Genomic DNA, 23,670 nt, shown 5'->3' with positions numbered 1-23,670 from the left:
ATCGTCTTAAAAGTGTACAAGTCGAAGAAACTAACTTCATGAAATCTCTAACTAGAATTTTTGTTGCTTTGTTGTTGGTTGTAGGCATTACCTTTGGTGGTTTTCATAGTAATGCTCATGCTCAGTCGTCACCCGTAAGTGTTAACATTGATGCAAATAAAACTTTCGACGAAATAGTAAACGGCATCAGATTTGACCGAAAATTTTCTGTTTTGGTGGCTAACAAAACTGGCAAGCCTCTTGAGCGTGTAGGTGCTTACAATGACTTATCCAACTGGCCTCTTGGTGATATTAAGCCAAATACGGCAGTCTTACAACAATTTGACGGTGAGCCTTATAGTAAGAGTTTTTCCTTTGCATCTAACTATAGAGTTGAACCTGATAAGAATATCCAATTAGTAGCGAAATTTCCTGTTATAGGGAGTAGAAAAATTGGACTCGGAGCCATAAATCAAGACGGAAATCAACCCGCAAAACAAGTTTGGGAGAATACGAACGATCGAGATGATAAAGCAGTCAAAAATTTCCCTGTAGAAGGTCGTGCTTCCATTCAATACAAAGACGGATCGTCCGTTTGGTATTATGAAGTGAAATAAGCATAGTTATAGCTTTTAGGACTATCGGTTGATCTTGTAAGGTGCGTTATGCTTTGACTAACATACCTTGTTTATTGTCAAGGCAACTACTATTTTATTTTTTGATGATATGTAGAGCGATCGCTGATCTTATCGAAGGAAGTGCGATCGCTCTTTTTAATTGCAGTCAGCGCGATAATCTGCGATGCGACAGTTATTTTATCCGGCTCATCGGTAGCTGAAGAATACTTTGACAAGCTTACAAGCGACGGCGCGAAAAAATTATCGTACTTGAGTCTAGTTTGAGCGGGTGGATTTATTTTAGAGAAAAAACGCCTCTAACTCGAAAAATTCCCAAATTCATGACTGAGATCGTCTTAAAAGTGTACAAGGTTGAAGAGACTAATTTGATGAAATCTCTAACTAAAATTTTTGTTGCTTTATTGTTGACTGTAGGCATTACCTTTGGTGGTTTTAATAGTAATGCTCATGCTCAGTCGTCACCCCTAGCGATACCCAACATTAGTGTTGACGTAAATACCACTTTTGACAAAATAGTAAACGGTGTCAGATTTGACCGGAAATACACTGTTGTGGTGGCTAACAAAACTGGAAAGACTCTTGAGCGTGTAGGCGTTTACAATGACTCATCAAATTGGCCTCTTGGTGATATTGACGCAAATACAGCAGTTGGACAACAATTTGACGGTATTCCTCGTACCAATAGTTTTTCCTTTGCATCTAACTATAGAGTTCAACCTGGTAAAAATGTCCAATTAGTAGCGAAATTTCCTGTTATAGGAACAAGAAAGGTTGGACTCGGAAGCTTCAATGAAGACGGAAATAAACCAGCAGAAAGAATTTGGGATCAGACCGGCGATTCATCAGATAAAGCTATCTCAAACGATCCTTTTCAAGCTCGTGCTTCCATCAAACAAAAAGACGGATCGCTCGTTTGGTATTATGAAATTAAATAACCATCGTTATGGTTTTTAGTGCGATCAGTTGATTTTGTAGGGTGCGTTATTTTGACTAACGCACCTTGTTTGTTGTCAGTGGAATGTTAGTGCAATCGTCCCTCTATAGCTAAATTACATTTACTACGCATAATATAGTCCCAAATGCAATAGTCAGGGAAAAAGGCGATCGCGGCATTTGTCACCGAAACAGTTTGAAATCACCATTTTAGATAACTGGGCTACCATAACTACTAGCTGTAGAGTAACTAGATGTACAGCAATACAGACCAACTCTGGGGCATAGTACAGCAGGATAGAACATAATTTATAGTAACAATGGCGTAAAGTTTTTCAACATAGATACACGACACTAGTTATAATTTCCTATAAGTTGAAAAAACTCTTAAGATTTAGCGTAATGATTACGCTTCTCTCAGACCGACTAGCTGACAACCACATTAGGAGGATTATCTATGGCGCTTGTACCACTGCGGCTGCTGTTGGATCACGCAGCTGAAAACGGTTACGGCATCCCAGCTTTTAACGTTAATAATTTGGAGCAGATTCAGGCGATCATGAAGGCTGCTGTCGAGACAGATAGCCCTGTAATTTTGCAAGCTTCACGCGGCGCTCGTAATTATGCAGGAGAAAATTTTCTACGCCACCTGATTTTGGCAGCAGTAGAAACCTATCCTCAGATTCCCATTGTCATGCACCAAGATCATGGTAATGCCCCTTCTACTTGCTACTCAGCAATGAAGAACAACTTCACTAGCGTGATGATGGATGGTTCTTTAGAAGCTGATGCTAAAACCCCGGCTAGCTTTGAATACAACGTCAGTGTTACCCGCGAAGTTGTAAATGTAGCTCATGCTTTGGGTGTCAGCGTTGAAGGTGAACTCGGTTGTTTGGGTTCTCTAGAAACCGGTGCTGGTGAAGCTGAAGATGGTCACGGGTTTGAAGGTACACTCGACCACTCTCAACTGTTAACCGACCCCGATGAAGCTGTTGACTTCGTAGAAGCAACCCAAGTAGATGCTTTGGCTGTTGCCATTGGCACAAGCCACGGTGCTTACAAGTTTACCCGCAAGCCCACTGGTGAAATTTTAGCTATCAGCCGCATTGAAGAAATTCACCGCCGTTTGCCTAACACCCACTTGGTAATGCACGGTTCTTCTTCTGTACCAGAAGATTTATTGGCTCTAATTAACCAGTATGGTGGTGCAATTCCTGAAACCTACGGTGTACCTGTAGAAGAAATCCAAAAGGGTATTAAGAGCGGTGTACGTAAAGTAAACATCGACACCGACAACCGTTTGGCAATCACTGCTGCTGTCCGTGAAGCTTTAGCTAAAAAACCAGAGGAGTTTGACCCCCGTCACTTCCTCAAGCCTTCTATTACATATATGCAGAAGGTATGTACTGAACGCTATCAGCAATTTGGCACAGCCGGCAATGCAAGCAAGATTAAGCAAATTTCTTTAGAAGATTTTGCTGCTAAGTATGCTAAAGGTGAACTGAATGTTGTTACCAAAGCTGCTGCTAAAGTTTAATTTTGACAACAAATAAATAAGGGCATAATAAGCTGTTTCACATTTTAATTGCATAAGCTGGGCGGGCAGGATGCCCACCCCACAAGAATTATATTTAATTCGATTATGCAAATTAGATGTTTTTTAGCTTACTACTATGCTCCCAAAAAATTGAGGATTTTAATATTGACATAAACCGGGTACTTAGTTACCCGGTTTTTTTATTCCCACGCTGGTGGGCATTGAGCAATGGAAATTGGATATTTATCCTGCCCCCTCATCCCCCTCATCTCCCTCATCCCCAGCCACTAGAACACCCGATGCTGTAACGAGGGCATTTGACGGCGGACTTGTTCGAGTCTAGTGGGCTTAATTTCTGCGATCGCAATTCCCGGTTTTTCCCCGGCATCGGCTAAAATTACGCCCCAAGGGTCGATAATAACGGCGTGGCCGTGGGTTAAACGACGGGCGTAGTTATTCCCTGTTTGGGCAGGAGCAATGACGTAGGCGGTATTTTCGATGGCTCTGGCTTGTAGTAGTACTTGCCAGTGGTCTTTGCCTGTAAAGGCGGTAAAGGCGGCGGGAATAAAGATTACATCGGCTCCCTTATCTGCTAAATGACGATACAGTTCAGGGAAGCGGACATCATAACAAATAGAAAGCCCTAAATTACCAAGTTTTTCTGAAAAATAGACGGGCGGTAGTTGCGTACCAGCTACAACCGTGCTGGATTCCCGATAGGTGTTACCGTCAGGCACATCAACATCAAATAAGTGTACTTTGTAGTAGCGGGCAAGTTCTTCACCGCTTGGGTCAATCAGTAGAGTGGTATTATAAACTTTGCCTGTATTGTCTACAGGAAGTGGAAAGCTGCCGCCCAAGATCGTAACTTGAAAGCGTTGAGCCATTTTTTTGAGAAATTTTTCACTTTCAAGAGCGATCGCATCACCTTGCGCGAGTTTATCTTTTTCTTCTCCCATATAGGAAAAGTTTTCTGGTAAACCCACCAATTGGGCACCTTGACGCACGGCAAGCTCTATTAGTTCTTCTGCCTGTGCCAAATTTTTCTGTAGATCAGGCACACTGGTCAATTGAATAGCGGCGGCTAAATAAGGCTTCATAGATTCAACAACGAACAGTTGATTTATGGAAGATAGATTATCAAATATATCGCTACTTCAACATCTGTGGAACTTAATTAGAAATTCGTCAGCGAAGATTTTCTTTAACACACTGGTTTTATTACTGATCTTAATCTTCCTCTGGGTTATAGCAAACTGAGCAAGATAAAGATTAGGTTGTGATCAAACCTTGATAAAAACAGTCTACTGTGGATATTTCTATTCTCATTCAAACATTTATCGCTGTGTTTGTCCTAGCAGATGCTGTGGGCAATATACCGATTGTTTTAGTTTTGACTAAGGGCATGATGCCAGACCAAAGAAATAAAGTCATAGATAAAGCAATTATCATTGCGATCGCAGTTCTTTTGCTATTTGCCTTTGGAGGGCAAATAATTTTAAATTACTTAGAAATCAGCATCGGCTCTTTGCGAGTAGCAGGAGGACTATTGTTGCTGTTAATTGCTTTGCAAATGCTGCGGGGAGAATTAGATCAGCCGATTATTGAAGAAGGACGCGATGTTGCAATTACTCCACTAGCTTTACCACTGCTAGCGGGGCCGGGGACTTTGACAACGGTGATGTTGTTGATGTCGAAATCACAGAGTCCGCATATTGGTGTCACGGGGGGTATCTTAGCGGCGATGTTTGTCACTTGGTTAATTTTGCGTTTAGCAAACGTGATTGACCAGTGGATTGGTGCAGAAGGTGGAGTGATTGTGACTCAACTTTTGGGTTTTTTGTTGGCGGCGCTAGCGGTGGAAATTGGTAGTACGGGAATTAGGGAATTGTTTTTGAGCTAGAAAACTCCTAAAAATATTCTGAAACTGTATACAAATGTAAACAAGTTTGAGAAACGAGAAATTCGCGCCTCTCAAACTTGTTTATAAAAATTAACCTAAAGTTAAAACAAGATGGATAACTCAAGATGAGTTTATTGCCGATTGAGTTTCAAAGATACTTTTCCAGAGTGGAGGCTAATGTAGTTTTAGGCACAGCGCCGACTACCATATCCACTTTTTGTCCATCTTTAAAAATCATTAATGTGGGAATGCTGCGGATGCCGTACTGACTGGCAACATTAGGATTTTCATCCGTGTTGACTTTGACGACCTTAATTTGACCCTTGTACTGTTCGGAGATTTCATCGACAACAGGAGCTACCATACGGCATGGTCCACACCAGGGTGCCCAAAAGTCAACTAAAACTGGTACATCGCTGTCGAGTACTTCTTGCTTGAAACTAGAATCGGTAACTTGTGCGGCTGTTGACATGCCTAAAACCTTCGCCAATAATATCTGAGCTTGGTGAAAATTCTACCATAGCAAAAACCTCAGCTTGGAAGTGCGAGGATGTACATTTGCAAAGAAGCTCTCTTATTTTATTTATAAACATAAGGAACCGCCCGAACAGTAGTCCGGGCGGAGTGTGGTGTGAGGAGTGAACGGAAACATTCGTCTCCGCTATCTCTATTGTAGGCGACATATCGAATTTTTCCAGCAATTGTTTAGGGGGCAGGAAAAGAGCAATTGGGACAGGGTGCACTTTGCTAGGAAAAAAGTTTCCCTTTTTCCCCCAGCTAAAAGCTTTCCAGCTTCTTCATTTCCCTCTGCCCCTCTGCCTCTTTCCCATGCCCCATCCCCCAATTCTATTTCCCCATACCTAATTGTTGAGCTTTTTGGTAGACTTTACCCTCGGTTAATAAAGAGGGCGCAATCACAACTTCCACTTGTTGCATTTCTTTAATATTTTTGGCTCCTAATGTGCCCATACTCGTCTTTAAGGCTCCTAAAAGATTGTGAGTGCCATCATCTAGCCCTGCTGGGCCAATGAGTATTTGCTCTAGGCTACCGGTGGTGGCAACGCGAATGCGGGTGCCACGGGGCAACACTGGGCTGGGAGTAGCCATACCCCAATGATAACCTCGTCCTGGGGCTTCTGCGGCTCTAGCAAAGGGAGAACCAATCATCACACCATCGGCACCGCAGGCGATGCATTTACAAATGTCGCCACCGGTGATTAAACCGCCATCAGCAATAATGGGGATATAGTTACCAGTTTCCTTGTAGTAATCATCTCGTGCTGCTGCACAATCTGCGATCGCAGTCGCTTGTGGTACGCCCACACCCAACACGCCACGGGACGTACAAGCAGCACCAGGCCCAATTCCCACCAGTACCCCAGCCGCCCCTGCTTTCAACAAATTCAAAGTGACTTCGTAAGTTACACAATTCCCCAACACCACGGGGATGGGCATGGAACGGCAAAATTCTGCTAAATCAAGTGGTATTAAAGACTCTGGTGACAGATGTGCAGTAGAAACTACCGTAGCCTGTACAAAAAATAAATCTGCTCCAGCTTTTGCTACCGCCTCGCCGTATTTACTTGCACCGGCTGGAGTCGCACTTACCGCCGCAATCGCACCTTGTTGTTTAATTTCCTGAATCCGTTGTTCAATTAATTCTGGCTTTATTGGTTCGGCATAGAGTTCTTGCATCAGGGCAACAAATTCATCTTTCCCCACAGAGGCAATCCGATCTAATATTGGCTCTGGGTCAGCATAGCGAGTGTGAATACCCTCTAAATTCAGGACACCTAATGCTCCTAACTGTGACAAACGTACAGCCATGCGAACATCTACTACACCATCCATCGCACTGGCAATTATCGGGATTTCTCGCTCAATATTGCCAATACGCCACTTAGTATCTGCCAAACTGGGGTCTAGTGTTCTATTGCCAGGGACTAGAGCAATTTCATCTATTCCGTAAGCTCTCCGAGCTGTTTTTCCCCGCCCAAGTTGAATTTCCACGCTTTAATTTTTCTCAAATCTGTTTAAGCTAGGGTATCAAATTGTGAGATAGGTTGGAGCGTTTTTTTCCCTGAACTACACAGATAAATTCGAGTTATCCAAGTCGCCGCTCGAAACTTTGATGGACGCAAAGTATTTACCAGGCAACCAAATGAGCAAAAATTATTAATTGGTTTTGATATTGTATTCTTTGAAGGTTGGTGTTGCGCTAGTTTTTGGGAATTGGACAATTATAGTGTCTATTATTACTAAGTTAATGGTTAATGCCAATAATATTGACATTCGTTTTCTTACATTTGCCTATATTGACTTAGGTCAATATAGGCAAATTCTCATAAATGATAGCAAATTGTAATAGTTTATAGTTTGTATCGTTTCAAATCGGTAAACCTTCTGAATCTGAAGATTTTCAGTTCTAAAATCCAAAATCCAAAATCCAAAATTGGTTTAATTTACCGTTTATTTTTAACTACATTCACACCCGTGTAACCAGTTGCTATCCAAAGTATCGCTCTGGCTCCATCACGAATAGATTTTTCGATAGATTCAGGGGGTTTTTCTGAAGGAACCGGGACTGGTTTTAAATCAATACCTCGACTACCCAAAATAATTTCGCCGATGACACAAGCCCGACGCATGTGGAAATCTGAAGTAATCAAATAAACGCTCTTGATGCCACGAGCTTGCAAATCATCCACCAACGTAGTAAAATTAGTAACAGTATCTACGGCTTCATAGTCCAAGTGTAAACGTTTGGGATCAACACCAGCTTTGGTAAATACTCGTTGGGTGAATCTAGCTGGACTACCCCCAGTAATCCAAATTGGTATATTTGGATGCTGGCGGACAAATTCAGCCGTAAACTTCTCTCGCTCTAAACGTCTCGTTGAACCACCTAACACTACAACTGCTTGCGGCTGTACAAATTGGTTTTGTACTTCTTTGCATCCCCACCAGATGATTAGCGGTAGGACAAAAGCCATAAAACGAAAAGATTTACCTGTAAAAAATAGCTTATTCAAGGCTCGATAACTTTATGTACTGAGTCCAAAACTTCCTCTAACTAGAAGAAAAACAACAATTGATAGTAGAGTAGCAAACTCTTATAGAATCTGCCCAAATTTATAGTTGAGTGATTTTCATGTTGCAACGCGATTAAGGGTGCTTGAAGTTTTTCCTCTAATTGATGGATTATGCTAACCTGTATTGGAGAATCCATCAAAGGGTTTTAGCATCTTGTCAAAGAACCCCATTTAGAAGATGAAAATTCAGGTCATATGGAAAACCTCACTTCTATTTTTCTCTTCCTTTAAGGAGGAGCAACTGCGTTGGGCGGCTTTGCCGACTTGAAGCACGTGGCGTCAGAGACTATGAAATTTCCCCCTTAAAGCGTCGGGAAGGGGGTTAGGTTTTTGGTGTGTTTTTCCAGATGACCTAATAAATCTATCTGTTCGGAGCGGAGTTTGTAAATTACCCGCACTACAGCATCTTGAATATTATATTTAGCGATCGCACTTTTTACGACTATCTATTATCTGTCTCAAAAGCATCAATTCTTACAATAATTCCCTAAATTCTTCCCGATTCATTTGGTAATCGCGTAGTATTTGTGACAGGAAACCACGACCAATTGTTTCACCTGAATGTAGAGGAACTACTGTCCTGCGCCCATCGCTGTGTATCATAATATGATGACTACCACGTACCCTAGCCACTTCAAAACCGACTTTGCTAAGGGCTGCAATAACTTCCCTTCCTGTGACGCTTGGGAATTGACTCATATCTCAACTGCGACTCGCCCAATACCAACAAAGTCCAGTGAATCTTGCTGTTCTTCCTCAAATTCTAAACAAAGTTCAATCGCTTCTCTAATACGCTCCATTAAGTCATCTAAAGTTTTGGCTTGCGTATGACAACCAGGAAGATTTGGAACCGAAGCAACAAAGTAGCCGTCTGCATCTCGTTCAATAATTACATTAAATTCTCGCTTCATCATGAACTTCCCTGAAGTTATATTATATTCTCTCATTATTGAGAGAGCGATCGCCCCTACAGTGAGAAAATATAATCAAGCGATCGCCACCTTTAAAACATGAAAATATAATTGGCATACATCCTACCGACTTTCCGCACTTCATCGTGTAATATGCGTAGATTTCCCATAGGTGGAAAAAAATGGTTAAATCAACAACATAAATCGCCAATGGTATTCAATATTAATACTTAATAATTTGAACATTATTAGGAATTTTTATTGAAAAGATAGATAATACATTTTGAAGTGCGGAATGTGGGATCCTACTCAGTAGTTGCTGCTTCCAGCCAGACTTCCACATCATCTGCTAGCAACTTCTGTGCAGCATCCAGCATTGATGCTGCGATGTCTTTGAGGTCTTCGCGGTTGTTTAAGTAGGTTTTCAAGGCTTCCATTGGGTCGATGCTGCTACTTGCAGTCAATTCAGGAATCCGGGGTCTGGCTAATTGACTCAATAATTCTGCTTGAATGGTGTAGGTGTGAGCGTGACTTAAAGCAGTATGTAGAGAGGAACTGTCAATTAAATCCATCTGTTCGGAGCGGAGTTTGTAAATTAGCCGCACTACAGCATCTTGAATATCATACTTGGCGATCGCGCTCATTAAAACCCCTTGCGGATCATCTGCTTTCGAGATATCCACCTCAATGGTGCGGAAAGTCCGAACTGTTAAGGGACAAAATTCCCATTCAGCCCTCCCCCGCTCCAGTTCTAGCATCACATAGCCTTTATCTTCTTTTTCTTCACTAAAATCTACCCGCTCAATACTCCCTGGGTAAATCACCGGTGGGTTGTTAGATTTATTCAGATTTTGGTGACGGTGGACATGTCCCAAGGCTACATAATCAAAACAAGGTCGCGTCAGCAAAGATAGAGGTAGAGTAAAGCCTTTACCCACCGCCAAAAAACGTTCTGCGCCGAAGGTAGCATTATCAGACATCAAATGAGCCAAAAGGATAGTTGGCACATCGGGGTCAAGACGGCGAATTTCCCCTTCCATAACAACTCGCAGGCGTTCCGTTAACAGTTGGTTCACTTCCGCTAAAGATGAACCTTCAGTCTCTTGGCGAGTCATTAGAGTTGAACGCGTCAGCCAAGGAAGGGTAATGACTTGCACTTTACCATTGCGGGTTTCGATGCAGTGAGTAGTTAATGTGTCACCGACAACAAATCCTGGCACTCCCAAAGTGCGGTAAATATTTAAACTCGCGCCTCCCTGTCCTTGGGAATGTTGGTCGTGGTTACCTACCAACAACACTGTTGGAATATTGGCATCCATGAGACGGCGAAATTGGCTGGCAAAAGCTTGCTGTACATAAGGCGGTGGTGTAGCATCAGGGAAAGCATCGCCACCAAATATCACCATATCAACAGTATCTGTCAGCGCTCGGTCAATACAGATAGATAAGGTATTGACAAAATCCTCCAGCCGTGTATTTAATCCAGTCGTGGGATTAATTCGTCCGTGGGAGAAGCCGCTTCCCATGTGGATGTCGGAGAGATGGAGGATTTTAATCATAATTTGTCCTTAGTCCTTAGTCATTTGTTCTTTGTTTAATACTAATGACTAATGACTAATGACTAAATATGAATTCCACATTCTGTTTTATCACTTCCTCGCCAACGTCCGGCGCGTTCGTCTTCGCCTTCGCCTACTTTGGTGGTGATGGGTTCGTCGCCGATGCTGGGATAACCTTTGTCGTGTAAGGGGTTGTAGATGACTCCGTGTTCAGCTACGTAAACCCAGCTGTCTTGGCGTGTCCAGGTAGCAATAGGATTTACTTTCAGGCGACCTTTACCGTCTAATTCAAATATGGGCATATTCGCACGGGTTACTGCTTGGTCACGGCGGCGTCCAGTAATCCAAGCGACGCTGTTGAGTTCGTCTAGTCCCCGTAGCAGTGGTTCAATTTTGGTAATGTGGTGGAATTGGGCAATATCTTTGTCCCAGAGTTTGTCGCCATATTTGGCTTCAAAGGCTTCGCGGGTGTCTACATCTGGAGTTTTGAAAGTTTGCAAATCCAGGTTGTAGATTTGTATGGCTTTGGCTACTAATTCTAGGCTTTCAGGGAAGTGGTGCAAGGTGTCGAGAAAGATCACAGGAACTGGATGCTTCAGTTCAGTGTAAAGAATATGGGTAATTATCATATCATCCACGTTAAAGGCGCTTGTTTGCACCAGTTCCGTTGGGATATTCTCTATAGACCATGCCAGTATTTCTTTAGGAGTGGCAGTTTCAAATTGCTGATTTAATTTTTCTAAGTCAAAAGCGATCGCTTGGTTTCTAGATGCCGTGGAAACTGTCATGATAATCTTCTGTTTAAATATTTTTCCCTTGACTAAGATTTATTTTAACCCACAAAGGCTCGTATTCCGCTCGGAGATGAGGTAATTATTTTGTTCGGAAATTACTACATTATTGGTATGGGGTATGGATAGTGGGGAAATTAGTAATACGGTTCCGATAAGCAGGGGGAGTCGCAAAGACTCTTGAGGAAAGAGGATTATTGTTGAGTAATTCTTCTCTTCCCGACCTGTCCCCCAAACTGTCTCAACCAAGAAATTCCTTAACCGAACGGTATTGGGGAGACTAGGAGAATAACGAATCATAAGTAAAAATATTTAAGTATAAATTAAGTAATTACTAAGAAACTTTACGTAAATTTAAGTTTTACAATGCTTTTATAGATATTTATACTGGTTTTGATATGGTTAAGGAACAATTAATAAAAAGGATTTTACTTAAATGAACACTTCAAAAACCCCCAGCCGTTTAGGCGAATCTATGATCATGGGCGCTTTAATGATGTTGACCAGCGTTAGCATAATTACAATAATGAACTTTTTCTAAGATTAAAGATTTCTAATTTTAGCAATAAAACTTCACATAGCCTTGCTCAAAACTGAGTGGGGCTTTTGCTTTTCATCTAGATGAATCCGTGTAAGTAGGTAGACAAGATAAAACCAAACTATATAAGGAAAAGTAAAATCTCTGTATTTGGCTCGTAGTTGTGCTTTAGCGCTAAAGCGCAACTACGAGCCAGTAATGATTATTTGCGCCCACTTACTTATATCGCCTAAATTTAAACTTGACAGATTATTTAGTGACCGATTGGCGCTTTCGCTCCTGCGCCGCCTTTGCCCAGGAATAATAACAGAGGTAATGAGCAAAGGAACCCTACCCCTACGACTCGAAAGCAATCTGCATAAGATAAAACAGCAGCTTGAGTATTTACTGTTTGACTTAATAAAGCTAGTGCTTGTTGTTGTGCTGTTGCCGCATCTATGCCTTGGCTTTGGAGTGCGCCATTGAGCAAGTCGAGACGCTGATTGGTTTCTGGGTCATAAGGGCTAAGTTTTGCTAACAGGATGGCTCGATGAAAAGTCTGTCTTTGGTCAAGCAGAGTAGTAAGTAGGGCAATGCCGATACTGCCACCTAGTTGTCGGGTTAGGTTGTAGAAACCAGAACCGGCAGAAACATCTTGTTTGGGTAGTGGCCCTAAAACTGCCAAACTCAAAGGGAGAAACATCAACACAGTAAAAGCTCCGCGCCATACCAATGGCCAAAATAAATCGTCTGTCCCGCTTTGTGGGGTAATTGCTGCCAATTGAAACATAACTCCAGATGAGCCGACAGCGCCCATTGCAATTAAAAATCGGGCATCAACTATACTAGAGAGTTTGCCTAATAAAACCATGACGATCGCAGACGCTAAAGCCCCAGGTGCTAATAATAATCCTGTTTGTGTTGCCGTAAATTGCAGCACGCTCTGAGCAAATATTGGCACAGCAAAGAGTGCGCCATAAAGCCCCATACCCACGACTGCTGAGAGAACGCTTCCCGCAGCTAAAGAACGGTGACGCAAAACTCTCAAATCTACAGCCGGGTGATCTATTTTCAGTTCTCGCCAAATAAACAACCCCAAGCCGATAATACCAACGATCGCCAGAGTGACAATAAAACTAGAAGAAAACCAGTCATCTTGCTCCCCTTCTTCTAATACAGTTTGCAAGCTACCCACAGCCACGATTAAAAACCCAATTCCCCACCAATCAACAGCTTGGTTTTGGGTGTCGTTCCTTTCCTTATTCTTTGGCAAAAACGCCAAAGACATCGCTACTGCAATGATCCCAAAGGGAATGTTAACAAAGAAAATCCAGCGCCAGCCTAAACCATCTACTAAGAATCCTCCCAAGGTTGGGCCAATTGCCGGGCCAGCAATTACACCTACACCAAAGACTGCTTGCGCTAAACCTTGTTCAGCTGGAGGAAAAGTCTCGAATAAAATCGCTTGGGCTTTCGCTAGCAAGCCGCCACCGCATAAACCTTGGAGAATTCGGGCAACGATCAACATCGGTAGATTCAAGGACAGCCCACATAAAACCGAGGAAATCGTAAAACCAATCAGTGAGAAAATAAAGTAGGTTTTACGACCAAAGTAATCTCCCAACCATGCAGATAAGGGAATTAAAACGACGTTAGCGATCGCATATCCGCTAACTACCCAACCTACTTCACTGACAGTTGCACCCAAAGTCGCTTGGATATCGGTAAGAGCTACGTTAACAATACTAGTATCAATTACTTCTAAGATGGCACCAAGAGAAGCCGTAAAAGCGATCGCCCACTTCAATGGGCCGTGGACATAACCAAATTGGTCAAAACTAGAACTTTTAATATTAGTAGCCATTCTTACGTAAATAATATTTGCGAAATGTCAAGCAATGCCTTGGTTGAGACACTGACGCCAAAGCTAAAATTAAATTTTGTATACATACGTTACGGTAGCGTATCATATTAAAACGGTCAAGGGAGAATCCAATGAAAAGTGGCAGAAATACCTATGCTAAGGATGGATGGTCACTGCTACTGTTTTCATGCATGAGAATTGGGTTATAGGGCTTATTTGTTTCCTATAGGCGATGTTATATGCCCAAAGCTAGAAGCAAATGGCTAACAAGATATTGCTTGGGGATGATATTTTATGAGTAAGCAAATCAACAGCCCCTCTGGACGACCACGCAGCATCCACGCCGATCAGGCTATTGTGCAAGCGACTTTGGATCTGCTTGCAGAGGTAGGATATCAAAGCATGAGTATAGAAGCGATCGCTTCTCGGGCTGGAGTTGGTAAAACGACCATCTATCGGCGTTACACTTCCAAAGAGGAGCTAGTTGCAGACGCGATAGAAAGTTTGAGAGATGATTTAGCGATCCCCGATACTGGCAGGTTTTGGGGAGACATGGATATCTTAATAAATAATGCCGCCAAAAAAATAGATAGTCCCCTTGGTCGTCAGACACTCACCTTGATAATTGGTACAGCGTCTAGCAATCCTCAGTTTGCCTTGGTTTATTGGACAAAATATACAAAACTCCGACGTGAAGCCTTTTCTAAAGTACTTGAGCGTGCCAAGTCTAGAGGCGAAATTCACAAGGATGCAGACGTAGACTTAATTATTGACCTTGTGAGCGGGTCACTATATTATGCACTGATCTTCAAACCCACAACCGAGCCGGTAGAAGCGTATATGCGACGCACAATAAATCTTCTTATGAAGGGAGTGGGGCATGGGGATTAGGGAATGGGGCATTTCCGAAAAAGATGTAGAGACGCGAAATTTCGCGTCTCTACAAGGATTTCAGGTAACGCATAATTAATTTATGGAGATGTCTATTGGAGACAACGAAACAGGAGAGTAAGGAACCAGAAGGGAAGTTGGAGTAAGTGTTTCCCCAATGCCCAATGCCCATTTTCAAGTTGTTAGCAAAATAACTTTCCATTATAGTTCATAAATGAGATGATGGAGAAATTAGAGAAAAAGGTGAACAATTGTTATTTTTCTCCTTCCGCTTCTGGTTGCAGGATGGCATTACAGTATTCAATGAGAGTGGTCAAGCGATCGCTAATCGTCTGAAGTCTCGTTTGTGCAGTAGATGCTTGCCGCGCTCCTTGCAAAAACATCACATCTATTGCCAACAGGCGCAATTGCTTGCTCATTTCAGTTTGATAAGACTGCACTCGCCAGTTTTCATCAGCCAAAGGCACAATCTGCTCTCCAAAGAATTGCTGCAACGAGGCTACACGCCGCCGCAATTCGGGTGCAACAATTTGGGTAGTTGTGGCATCGGAACGTAATTGCTCTAGCAAGGTTACGAGTGCCAAATATTTATCACGATTTAAAGACATCCTGTGGTAGTTAAGATAGTATTAATGTCAAGTAATTTTTCTTCTACAATAAACTTCTCTTTTAGACTTATCAGCACTAAAAGCCTCAAATCAGGATTTGGGGCTTTGTTTGCCATCAATGGATTTTCTTTATGATGCTTGAAACTCAAATTGGATGACTACCACCGGCAATTGGAAAATCATCCTTACACTGTTTTTTCTACCCGTCTCTGGGCGACAGCATCAACTTAAGTTGATGCTGCCAGTTTTATTTATCATTCACTTATCTACCGATCCTATCCAAACCTAATTGTATGAGCAGTTTAGCTATAAATTCATCAGTTGGTCTAACCATTCCCGAATGGTTAAAAAAATGTTTAAAGGAGTCATCTACAAGTAGCGGCGTACCGGAAGATGACCGAAGGCATAGTGATGCAGTCTTAATTGGTCGCGCATTTGAATTTGCTTTCCAACTGCATCAAGGTCAATACCGCAAATCGGGAGAACCATATATCGCTCATCCCATCGCTGTAGCCGACTTGCTGCATGACTTGGGAGGCAGTGCTGCTATGATAGCAGCTGGATTTCTTCATGATGTCGTTGAAGATACAGAAGTCACAAGTCAAGAAATAGAAGAACACTTTGGCCCAGAAGTGCGCCAATTGGTTGAAGGTGTCACCAAGCTTTCTAAAATCAATTTCACCAGCAAAACCGAAAGTCAAGCCGAAAACTTCCGGCGGATGTTTTTGGCAATGGCCCAAGATATTCGGGTAATTGTGGTGAAATTGGCAGATCGTTTGCATAATATGCGAACTTTACAATACATGTCAGAGGCCAGCCGTCGCCGCAGCGCCCAGGAAACGCGAGATATTTTTGCACCTTTAGCCAATCGCTTGGGGATTTGGCGAATTAAATGGGAACTGGAAGATTTGGCTTTTAAGTATTTGGAACCGGAAGCTTTTCGGCAAATGCAAGAGCTTGTGTCTGAAAAACGGACGGCGCGAGAAGAGAAATTGGCTAAAGCTACGAACATGTTGCAAGAGCGTTTGCAGCAAGCCGGAATCCGCTTTCAAGATATTAGCGGCCGTCCCAAGCACCTTTATAGCATTTACCAAAAAATGCACCGCCAGCAAAAGGAATTTCATGAAATTTACGATTTGGCGGCGCTGCGGATTATTGTTCAAAGCAATGAGGAATGCTATCGGGCGTTGGCGGTGGTTCATGATGCTTTTCGCCCAATTCCTGGGAGATTTAAAGACTACATTGGACTGCCAAAACCTAACCGTTACCAGTCGTTACATACTGGGGTGATTGGACTATCTGGCCGTCCTTTAGAGGTGCAAATTCGGACAGTTGAAATGCATCATATCGCTGAGTACGGGATTGCCGCCCATTGGAAGTATAAAGAAACAGGAGGTTCTAGTATTAGCCATTTGACAGGGACGGATGACAAGTTTACTTGGCTGCGGCAATTGCTGGAATGGCAAAGCGATCTCAAGGATGCACAAGAATATCTTGATAGTATCAAAGATAATTTATTTGAAGATGATGTCTATGTCTTCACCCCTAAGGGGGATGTTGTTCCTTTAAGTCCTGGAGCTACGAGTATAGATTTTGCTTATCGGATTCATACGGAAGTGGGAAACCATTGTGCAGGGGTGCGGGTGAATGGGCGAATGGTGCCACTGTCAACACGGCTACACAATGGCGATATTGTAGAAGTTCTTACCCAAAAGAACAGCCATCCGAGTTTGGATTGGTTGAACTTTGTCAGAACTTCGGCGGCGAAATATCGGATAAAACAATGGTACAAGCGATCGCGCCGGGAAGAAAATGTCGCTCGTGGACGGGAATTGTTAGAAAAGGAACTCGGTAAAACTGGTTTTGATAGTTTGCTGAAGTCGGATGCAATGGAGACTGTCGCCGAAAAGTGTAATTACCACAGTGTGGACGATTTACTTGCCGGTTTGGGTTACGGAGAAGTAACGTTGAACCTAGTGCTAAATCGTTGGCGAGAAGTGGCGAAGGGACAACAACCAGTTTCCACTGTCTCGCCATTTATTCCCAAAGAAGCAACTACATCAAAAGCTTTGCGAGATGCACCTGCAACTATCTCGCGCTCCACTGATTCGCCAATAATAGGGGTAGAGGGGTTGGTGTATTATTTAGCTGGGTGTTGTACCCCGATTCCTGGCGAACCGATTATTGGTGTGGTGACGCGAGGTAGGGGGATTTCGATTCATCGCCAAGGCTGCAATAATCTGGAAACTGTGGAGTATGAGCGCTTAGTACCAGTTAGATGGAACCCAGTCGCCGAAAATAGTGGTCGTCCGCATACGTACCCAGTAGATGTTCAAATTGAAGCCCTTGACCGCGTAGGGGTACTAAAGGATATTTTGTCACGGTTGAGTGACCAAGGAATTAATGTCCGCCATGCTCAAGTGAAAACCTGTGTTGGTCAACCTGCATTGATGGACTTAGGAATAGATATACGCGATCGCTCGCAATTAGAGCAAGTGTTTGTCCAAATTAAGAAAATGAGCGACATTTTGAATATCCGCCGCGTTGGTCAAATTGACGAGTAGATAAGCCTTTGGGGTGCGTTAACGCAGTGTAACGCACCAATTTAAGTTGCGATTTTACTTTCAAATTTCGCTGAAATAGTCAGCCTTGGTTATAGGCAATGGCTTCTAATGGCAAAATTACAGTAAATGTAGATCCTTTTCCTAACTCTGAATCTACTTTAATTTCACCATCCATTAACTGAACAAATCGAGAGACTATTGCTAAACCTAATCCTGTACCATCAGAATTTTGCACTTGGGGAGAAGTTACTTCCCGAAAATAAGGATTGAAGATTTGTGCTTGAGCATCTAAAGAAATACCAATACCACTATCAGTAATGGAGATAGACCACTGCTGTGGAGATACCGTCCAGCACTTTAAATGAATTGAACCAGATTCTGTGTAGCGAATTGCGTTACTGAGCAGATTTGTGAGAATTTGCTGAAGCCGAAGAGGATCTGTGGTAACTTGAGTTGGGGCGCGATCGCATTCAACAACCAAGGATAATTCTTTAGCACGCGCTAATGGCTCAATCATCTCTAAAACAAAGTTGATTAAACTACGCACATCGCTTAAAGTCGGCTGCAATTTCATCTGTCCGGCATCATAGCGCGAAATTTCTAAAGTATCGTTAATTAACCGCACAAGAAGTCTACCACTCTTGAGAACTCGCTCGATACTTTCAAGATTTCCATAGGTATCTTTGATATCTGATTGTTTACGCTGCTGGCGCAGAAATAAGTCTGCGTAACCGATGATTGAAGTGAGGGGCGTTTTCAGTTCATGAGCCAAATGAGAGAGACTATCTTTATTAGCGCGAACCAAACGAGTTAGTTCTTGGTTAGTCAAGCGCAACTGACTTTGGACTTGTTTAAGCTCTTGTAATCGTCCTTGAGTATAACTGTTAAAGCAACGCGCGATCGCTTCATCAATTACTGTATCAATCAGGCGAACAGTCCTTAGCACATCTTGTGCAGATACCTGTAATAAATCTTCCTCTAAAAAGGAAAAAATCACAAACCGGAGTAAACGATACTCTCGCGCAATTTCGGCTGGTTCAAATCCCTGTTGGGCGCGGAGTGTACCGTGTTCTAAACTTGCATCTACTACTGTCTGCAAATCGCTCGTTTCAGATTCTGAAAGTACTGTTGCTAATGCTTTCAAAACGCGGGGTAAGCTATCCCGTACAGCATTGAAAGTAAGTTCATTAGTAGCTTGAATTTGTTCATCTTGGTAAACCGCTTCTACCCATTGATCGAGAATGGCATCACTTTTTGCAATTAAAGTCTGACTAAAATCCATCTTTTGCCCAACCAAACACAGCAAAGGCTGTTCCACTATAGCTAGATTAGTACGTTTAATGTCAAGTTCACACCTTACAGAAGATAGAGGGTAGGGAAAATACAGCTTCTTGCTAAACTAATTACTTCAGCTTATTTTACTATCAACGCCAGAGCGATCGCTTCACAAGATAGGTTGTGCTACAGACATAATACTACAACTCAACACCATTAAAATTATTAGTGTATTTATATATCTATATTTTGCAGAGACGAGATTAATCGCATCTATTAGTTTTTCCGGACATCCCAAAACAACTTAGATTTTTATTCGTTATATATTCTGAGGTGGCTAAGTGATACAGCAGCTAAATTGGGCGAGTTATAAAATTATAAAAGTTTGATAAAGTATGTCCAACTGTTACCCCGATACGATGAAAAGATTGATAGTAACAAAACAGCAATAAATAACATTATTTCCCTTAATCAGAATTAATATATAAACCAATACGGTTCAGTTAAGGCTACCACTCTTTGTCAAAGTCGTTTTTTTATCGTTCGCGGAGCGTGCCGGAGGCATTACCACAGAGGCGCAGAGGACACAGAGAGAAGGAAAAAATTGCTTAACTTGTATTGATATATAAACGCATTAGGTCTGTAAAGGAGGTTTTGCTAACTCACACAAGGATTTTGGCTGAGACTTGCGGTAATTAAGCTTGCTTTGTGTTTTTATGGAATATTTTTACATCAATAGTACCCTCACGGGGTACTATCAATCCTCCACAGACCGAGCCGAGAGTACAGAGGAGAAAATTTTTTCAGAAAACAAACCAGGAACACGCGATTTGGATTCGTTTTTTTGCTCCTTTGTTTGTCAATATTTAATTTTAAAAGGAGAATATCTTGGATGGCTCGAAATAAAAAGAAATCAGCTGGGTTAAAGTATGAGCGATCGCTAGACTCTAGATGCCCTATTTGTTGTATTATCCCACCTCATATACTAAAAAATATCGTGGTGAATGGCAATCCCCAGCAGCGTACTTGGGCTTTTCATACATTAAATATTTCTGCACAATTTCTGGGACGGAGAAACATTGTAGGTAATATCTCCTTTGCGCCTTCTCCTGGTGAAAAGCGCCGCACCATCTACGATGGTAAAAATGGACAGCAACTCCCTGGTACACTGGTGCGTAGTGAGGGAAGCCCTCCTAGCAGCGATCCCGCAGTGAATGAAGCCTACGATGCGGCGGGTGCTACTTATGACTTGTTTCATGAGATATTCGATCGCAATTCCATTGACGACAAAGGACTACGTTTAGACTCCACCGTGCATTATGGCGTTAAATATGACAATGCCTTTTGGAACGGCGACCAAATGGTTTATGGTGATGGCGACGGAGAACTGTTTCAACGCTTCACAAAGTCAATTGATGTGATTGGGCATGAACTAGTTCATGGTATAACCCAGTATCAAGCGGGTTTACAGTATTACGGTGAACCAGGGGCCTTGAATGAGTCGTTTTCTGATGTCTTTGGTTCATTAGTGAAACAAAAGGCCAAAAACCAGACTGTACAAGATGCAGACTGGCTGATTGGTCAAGGTCTTTTGGTACCAACTATTAAAGGTGTTGCCCTGCGATCGCTAAAAGCACCAGGAACAGCATACAATGACCCAGTATTAGGTAAAGATCCGCAACCAGCCCATGTGAAAGATAAATATACTGGTACTGATGATAACGGCGGGGTGCATATCAACTCAGGAATCCCTAACTATGCGTTTTATTTAGCAGCTGTTGACATTGGTGGTTATGCTTGGCAAACAGTTGGTAAAATCTGGTATATTGCTTTACGCGATCGCTTGAATGCCAAAGCAGATTTTAAAAAAGCTGCCAGTGTCACCATTCAAATTGCTGGTGAACTCTATGGTAATGGCAGTAATGAACAAAAAGCTGTGCAGAATGCTTGGCAAAAGGTAGGAGTTATTTAGAGTTAGGAGTTTGGAGTTAAGAGTTAGAAGTTAGGAGTTTGGAGTTAAGAGTTAGAAGTTAGGAGTTTGGAGTTAAGAGTTAGAAGTTAAACTGGGATGTGAAAACTATTATCTCCCAGTCTTTGTATTTCTCCTAACTAAATAGCGCAACGGAGAGCAAAAAAATGCAGATATCCTTTGAACGCACGGGCGGCTTTGCTGGGATTACCAAGAAAACAACCATTGATACAGACACTCTTTTGCCAAACGAAGCCAGCACACTTGCGCGACTGGTGGAAGTTGCTGATTTATTTGGGCTACCTGAACATATTACTTCGCCAAATCCTCAGAGCGATCGCTTTCAGTATAAGTTAACAGTAGAAGATAACGGTAAGCAGCATACAGTGACTGTCAGTGAGGCAGTATTGCCAGGAACCTTAAGATCCTTAATTGAATGGTTACAGAAGATAGCACAAAAAAGGTAATTTGCTAAAGAAGTTAAATAAAGGTTGATATAAATCCTAAATTTCTCAGGGTACTAAGCTAAAACACATCTAATTTGCATATCAAAATTTTATCAATATCCTGTGGGGTGGGCAACATGAGCGCCCTGATTATGCAACTTAAATGCCGATTAGTTTATGAATAAACTAATCAAGCGAGCTTTTTTAGACATATTTATTATCACAAGCAATTCCCCACGCTAAAGTTGTGCAGTTTCCAGATGGAATCATCTGTATGATGAACAGATACCTGAAGAAATATCAAAGGTAGTAAGGGACTGACAAGAAATAAATTATTCCAATAAACGAACCACAGAGACAAGGCAGCGCGGTCTTGGGGGTTTCCCCCATGAGCGACTGCCGCACAGAGAACGCAGAGAGAAGAAATAGAGAGAGTTTTTGCGTCAGTTTTGGAACATTTTTTTATTTGTCAGTCCCTAAGAGCATCCCGTCAGGTGCAAAAACCTTGATAGCTCTCATCCCCTAACCCCGAATCCCATCTTTGAGATTCGGGGAACTAGAATTATGTCTCCCTTCTCCCATATGATGGGAGAGGGGCTGAGGGAAAAGATTTAAGCCAAAATTGGGATGCTCCCAAAGGTACTTATAGAGTTTCTGGACAATACAAATGTTTAAAAATCTATACTCTTTTTAAATAGCGCCCAATAGGAGAACCCAAAACCTGTCCGTTATTGTAAATCAAATTTCCCCGCAAAAAAGTACTCTTCACCCTTCCAGTTAACTCCACTCCTTCAAAAGGTGTATAACCTTGTTGTGACTCAGACTCAGCCGCACGTACCACAAAGCTTTCATTTGGATTTACCAATACTAAATCAGCATCATAGCCAATAGCAATATCGCCTTTTTCTAACAAACCAAAGCGCCGCGATGGGTTCCAAGACAACAACTTAGCGATATGGTTGTAAGACATCCCCCGCTTGCTACCTTCACTAAATACACCAGAAAGTAAATATTCTGTACCGCCAAAACCAGACTTTGCTAACCAAATATTATCCGAGTCTTTAGCACTTCTTTTTTGTTCAGCAGAACAGCAAGCGTGGTCGCTAACTATCCAATCTACTTGATTGTTGAGTACTGCTTGCCATAAGTATTCTACATCAGCACGGGGACGAATAGGAGGGTTGACTTTTGCCCAAATTGTATTAGGAGTATCGACATCTAATAACAAATGTCCGATAGTAACTTCTCGCCGAAAATTGATATGAGGAAAAGCAGTTTGCATAGTCAAAGCTGCTTCCATTGCTTTACGCGAACTTAGGTGCAACAAATTGATATTTGCACAGTTAGTCTCATGCGCCAAATAAGCAGCAATGCAAATTGCTAAACCTTCAGAATGAGGAGGACGTGCTGCACTGTAAGCGTGTAATCCACTAAGACTAGAATCGTATTCAACTATTTTGGTATAAGCGTTGAGAATTTCTGCAACTTCGCAGTGCAAACTCAAGCTGATAGTATCTCGCGCTTCTGGATGTTTTTCCATCAAGCGAGTTAGACCACGCATAATAAATTCAAAATGGGCGAAGTCATACCGTTCTTCTTTATTAATCATCAAGAAGAGGTTTTGCTGGTCTGACAAACCATGCAACCCATATCCGCCATAAAACATAAAGATTTTAAACGAAGAGACACCGTGTTCTTCAAACAATAAAGGTATTTCGCCGATATGCTGGCTAGCTATAGGTGCGATGTGATAGCTGTAATCTACAAAAAAATTACCTGCGGATAATGCCAACACTTCTGGAAAAAAATCGCGGTAGGAGCCGCCTTTGTTAAGATAATACTGCCCTGTACGGATGTAATTCAGGCTGGTAGTCACGCCTCCCATTGCGGCTGCTTTGGTTTCAGTTACAGCATCTTTGTCCAGAGGTTGATAGATACCGATGTGCATGTGGGCATCCACGACCCCAGGAAAGCCTAACAGGTGTTTGCCATCAAATACCTCTTTACCTGTGTCTGGGCTAATATTAGAGGCAATCTGAGCAAATTTTCCATCCTTAATGCCTAAATCGAGTAGTTCGATTGCATCCTGATGGGGACGAACTACCCGCACATTTTTGATAATTTTATCTAATACGGGAGTTTCAGACACAGTAGACCTTACACTAAAATGAGTTTAGTCAGGAATTCCAACAT

21 protein-coding genes are annotated in these 23,670 nt (G+C 42.2%); 8 read left to right on the top strand and 13 right to left on the bottom strand.

Going from position 1 to position 23,670, the window contains the following annotated elements; genetic code table 11:
* Positions 1–38: 38 nt before the first annotated feature.
* Positions 39–596: a hypothetical protein gene (locus tag V7K32_RS01875; protein WP_334989804.1), complete on the top strand. Its 558-nt coding sequence runs from the start codon at positions 39–41 to the stop codon at positions 594–596.
* An 89-nt stretch (positions 597–685) separates the two neighbouring features.
* On the opposite strand, the gene V7K32_RS01870 is transcribed toward V7K32_RS01875, so the two are convergent.
* Positions 686–832, bottom strand: a complete 147-nt coding sequence (locus tag V7K32_RS01870) for a hypothetical protein (RefSeq protein ID WP_334989802.1) — start codon at positions 830–832, stop codon at positions 686–688.
* Positions 833–985: 153 nt separating this feature from the next.
* On the opposite strand from V7K32_RS01870, the gene V7K32_RS01865 reads away from it, so the two are divergent.
* Entirely contained in the window at positions 986–1,552 is a 567-nt protein-coding gene (locus V7K32_RS01865; protein ID WP_334989800.1) for a hypothetical protein, read from the top strand.
* Between the two features lie 455 nt (positions 1,553–2,007).
* A complete protein-coding gene (gene fba / locus V7K32_RS01860) occupies positions 2,008–3,087 on the top strand; it encodes a class II fructose-bisphosphate aldolase (RefSeq protein WP_334989798.1) in 1,080 nt (359 codons plus the stop codon).
* A gap of 287 nt (positions 3,088–3,374) precedes the next feature.
* Here fba and V7K32_RS01855 read toward each other — a convergent pair whose 3' ends face one another.
* Positions 3,375–4,187, bottom strand: coding sequence for a carbon-nitrogen hydrolase family protein (locus tag V7K32_RS01855; protein ID WP_334989796.1), 813 nt, complete (start codon positions 4,185–4,187; stop codon positions 3,375–3,377).
* Between the two features lie 209 nt (positions 4,188–4,396).
* Here V7K32_RS01855 and V7K32_RS01850 point away from each other — a divergent pair, with 209 nt between their 5' ends.
* Positions 4,397–4,990 carry a MarC family protein gene (locus V7K32_RS01850; RefSeq protein ID WP_334989794.1) on the top strand — a complete coding sequence of 198 codons (594 nt, stop codon included), beginning with the start codon at positions 4,397–4,399 and terminating at the stop codon, positions 4,988–4,990.
* A gap of 148 nt (positions 4,991–5,138) precedes the next feature.
* Here V7K32_RS01850 and trxA read toward each other — a convergent pair whose 3' ends face one another.
* From trxA to V7K32_RS01810, 8 genes are all read right to left on the bottom strand, one after another.
* The gene (gene trxA / locus V7K32_RS01845) at positions 5,139–5,462 is read right to left on the bottom strand and encodes a thioredoxin (protein WP_190895257.1); all 324 of its coding nucleotides are present in this window, start codon (positions 5,460–5,462) and stop codon (positions 5,139–5,141) included.
* Positions 5,463–5,836: 374 nt separating this feature from the next.
* The gene (locus V7K32_RS01840; RefSeq protein ID WP_334989792.1) at positions 5,837–7,000 is read right to left on the bottom strand and encodes a GuaB3 family IMP dehydrogenase-related protein; all 1,164 of its coding nucleotides are present in this window, start codon (positions 6,998–7,000) and stop codon (positions 5,837–5,839) included.
* A 452-nt stretch (positions 7,001–7,452) separates the two neighbouring features.
* A complete protein-coding gene (locus V7K32_RS01835) occupies positions 7,453–7,983 on the bottom strand; it encodes a YdcF family protein (RefSeq protein WP_334989888.1) in 531 nt (176 codons plus the stop codon).
* 573 nt (positions 7,984–8,556) lie between these two features.
* The gene (locus V7K32_RS01830) at positions 8,557–8,781 is read right to left on the bottom strand and encodes a type II toxin-antitoxin system HicA family toxin (protein ID WP_334989791.1); all 225 of its coding nucleotides are present in this window, start codon (positions 8,779–8,781) and stop codon (positions 8,557–8,559) included.
* Positions 8,778–8,996, bottom strand: coding sequence for a type II toxin-antitoxin system HicB family antitoxin (locus tag V7K32_RS01825; protein ID WP_334989789.1), 219 nt, complete (start codon positions 8,994–8,996; stop codon positions 8,778–8,780). Before V7K32_RS01825 ends, V7K32_RS01830 begins: the two co-directional genes overlap by 4 nt.
* A gap of 302 nt (positions 8,997–9,298) precedes the next feature.
* Positions 9,299–10,552: an exonuclease SbcCD subunit D gene (locus V7K32_RS01820; protein ID WP_334989787.1), complete on the bottom strand. Its 1,254-nt coding sequence runs from the start codon at positions 10,550–10,552 to the stop codon at positions 9,299–9,301.
* 62 nt (positions 10,553–10,614) lie between these two features.
* Positions 10,615–11,340, bottom strand: a complete 726-nt coding sequence (cysH, locus tag V7K32_RS01815; RefSeq protein ID WP_334989785.1) for a phosphoadenosine phosphosulfate reductase — start codon at positions 11,338–11,340, stop codon at positions 10,615–10,617.
* Positions 11,341–12,134: 794 nt separating this feature from the next.
* Positions 12,135–13,724 (bottom strand): DHA2 family efflux MFS transporter permease subunit, encoded by a 1,590-nt coding sequence (locus V7K32_RS01810; RefSeq protein ID WP_334989783.1) that lies wholly within the window; start codon positions 13,722–13,724, stop codon positions 12,135–12,137.
* 294 nt (positions 13,725–14,018) lie between these two features.
* On the opposite strand from V7K32_RS01810, the gene V7K32_RS01805 reads away from it, so the two are divergent.
* On the top strand, positions 14,019–14,615 hold the full coding sequence (locus V7K32_RS01805) for a TetR/AcrR family transcriptional regulator (RefSeq protein WP_334989781.1): 597 nt from the start codon (positions 14,019–14,021) through the stop codon (positions 14,613–14,615).
* A gap of 254 nt (positions 14,616–14,869) precedes the next feature.
* Here the strand turns inward: V7K32_RS01805 and patD are convergent, their stop codons facing one another.
* Positions 14,870–15,223 (bottom strand): heterocyst frequency control protein PatD, encoded by a 354-nt coding sequence (gene patD / locus V7K32_RS01800; RefSeq protein WP_334989779.1) that lies wholly within the window; start codon positions 15,221–15,223, stop codon positions 14,870–14,872.
* Positions 15,224–15,516: 293 nt separating this feature from the next.
* Between patD and V7K32_RS01795 the strand changes: the two genes are divergently transcribed.
* Entirely contained in the window at positions 15,517–17,787 is a 2,271-nt protein-coding gene (locus V7K32_RS01795) for a RelA/SpoT family protein (RefSeq protein ID WP_334989777.1), read from the top strand.
* 79 nt (positions 17,788–17,866) lie between these two features.
* Here V7K32_RS01795 and V7K32_RS01790 read toward each other — a convergent pair whose 3' ends face one another.
* Positions 17,867–19,069: a HAMP domain-containing sensor histidine kinase gene (locus V7K32_RS01790; RefSeq protein WP_334989775.1), complete on the bottom strand. Its 1,203-nt coding sequence runs from the start codon at positions 19,067–19,069 to the stop codon at positions 17,867–17,869.
* Between the two features lie 885 nt (positions 19,070–19,954).
* Here V7K32_RS01790 and V7K32_RS01785 point away from each other — a divergent pair.
* Both V7K32_RS01785 and V7K32_RS01780 read left to right on the top strand, forming a co-directional pair.
* Positions 19,955–21,034, top strand: a complete 1,080-nt coding sequence (locus tag V7K32_RS01785; protein ID WP_334989773.1) for a M4 family metallopeptidase — start codon at positions 19,955–19,957, stop codon at positions 21,032–21,034.
* Between the two features lie 164 nt (positions 21,035–21,198).
* Positions 21,199–21,498: a protealysin inhibitor emfourin gene (locus V7K32_RS01780; protein ID WP_334989771.1), complete on the top strand. Its 300-nt coding sequence runs from the start codon at positions 21,199–21,201 to the stop codon at positions 21,496–21,498.
* A 658-nt stretch (positions 21,499–22,156) separates the two neighbouring features.
* Here V7K32_RS01780 and V7K32_RS01775 read toward each other — a convergent pair.
* Positions 22,157–23,626, bottom strand: a complete 1,470-nt coding sequence (locus V7K32_RS01775; protein WP_334989769.1) for an amidohydrolase family protein — start codon at positions 23,624–23,626, stop codon at positions 22,157–22,159.
* Positions 23,627–23,670 lie beyond the last annotated feature (44 nt).

Source organism: Nostoc sp. (assembly GCF_036917635.1).
GTDB lineage: Bacteria > Cyanobacteriota > Cyanobacteriia > Cyanobacteriales > Nostocaceae > Nostoc.
Note: the sequence above shows the minus strand (reverse complement) of the source record. Positions and strands in the feature narration are given on the sequence as shown.

Excerpts from the sequence above, each read along its gene's own strand:
- V7K32_RS01795 (WP_334989777.1), top strand. The coding sequence starts at position 15,517 with ATGAGCAGTTTAGCTATAAATTCATCAGTTGGTCTAACCATTCCCGAA.
- V7K32_RS01855 (WP_334989796.1), bottom strand. The coding sequence starts at position 4,187 with ATGAAGCCTTATTTAGCCGCCGCTATTCAATTGACCAGTGTGCCTGAT.
- V7K32_RS01785 (WP_334989773.1), top strand. The coding sequence starts at position 19,955 with ATGGCTCGAAATAAAAAGAAATCAGCTGGGTTAAAGTATGAGCGATCG.
- V7K32_RS01865 (WP_334989800.1), top strand. The coding sequence starts at position 986 with ATGAAATCTCTAACTAAAATTTTTGTTGCTTTATTGTTGACTGTAGGC.
- V7K32_RS01780 (WP_334989771.1), top strand. The coding sequence starts at position 21,199 with ATGCAGATATCCTTTGAACGCACGGGCGGCTTTGCTGGGATTACCAAG.
- V7K32_RS01825 (WP_334989789.1), bottom strand. The coding sequence starts at position 8,996 with ATGATGAAGCGAGAATTTAATGTAATTATTGAACGAGATGCAGACGGC.
- patD (WP_334989779.1), bottom strand. The coding sequence starts at position 15,223 with ATGTCTTTAAATCGTGATAAATATTTGGCACTCGTAACCTTGCTAGAG.
- V7K32_RS01820 (WP_334989787.1), bottom strand. The coding sequence starts at position 10,552 with ATGATTAAAATCCTCCATCTCTCCGACATCCACATGGGAAGCGGCTTC.
- V7K32_RS01805 (WP_334989781.1), top strand. The coding sequence starts at position 14,019 with ATGAGTAAGCAAATCAACAGCCCCTCTGGACGACCACGCAGCATCCAC.
- V7K32_RS01875 (WP_334989804.1), top strand. The coding sequence starts at position 39 with ATGAAATCTCTAACTAGAATTTTTGTTGCTTTGTTGTTGGTTGTAGGC.
- trxA (WP_190895257.1), bottom strand. The coding sequence starts at position 5,462 with ATGTCAACAGCCGCACAAGTTACCGATTCTAGTTTCAAGCAAGAAGTA.
- fba (WP_334989798.1), top strand. The coding sequence starts at position 2,008 with ATGGCGCTTGTACCACTGCGGCTGCTGTTGGATCACGCAGCTGAAAAC.
- V7K32_RS01810 (WP_334989783.1), bottom strand. The coding sequence starts at position 13,724 with ATGGCTACTAATATTAAAAGTTCTAGTTTTGACCAATTTGGTTATGTC.
- V7K32_RS01835 (WP_334989888.1), bottom strand. The coding sequence starts at position 7,983 with ATGGCTTTTGTCCTACCGCTAATCATCTGGTGGGGATGCAAAGAAGTA.
- V7K32_RS01830 (WP_334989791.1), bottom strand. The coding sequence starts at position 8,781 with ATGAGTCAATTCCCAAGCGTCACAGGAAGGGAAGTTATTGCAGCCCTT.
- cysH (WP_334989785.1), bottom strand. The coding sequence starts at position 11,340 with ATGACAGTTTCCACGGCATCTAGAAACCAAGCGATCGCTTTTGACTTA.
- V7K32_RS01790 (WP_334989775.1), bottom strand. The coding sequence starts at position 19,069 with ATGGATTTTAGTCAGACTTTAATTGCAAAAAGTGATGCCATTCTCGAT.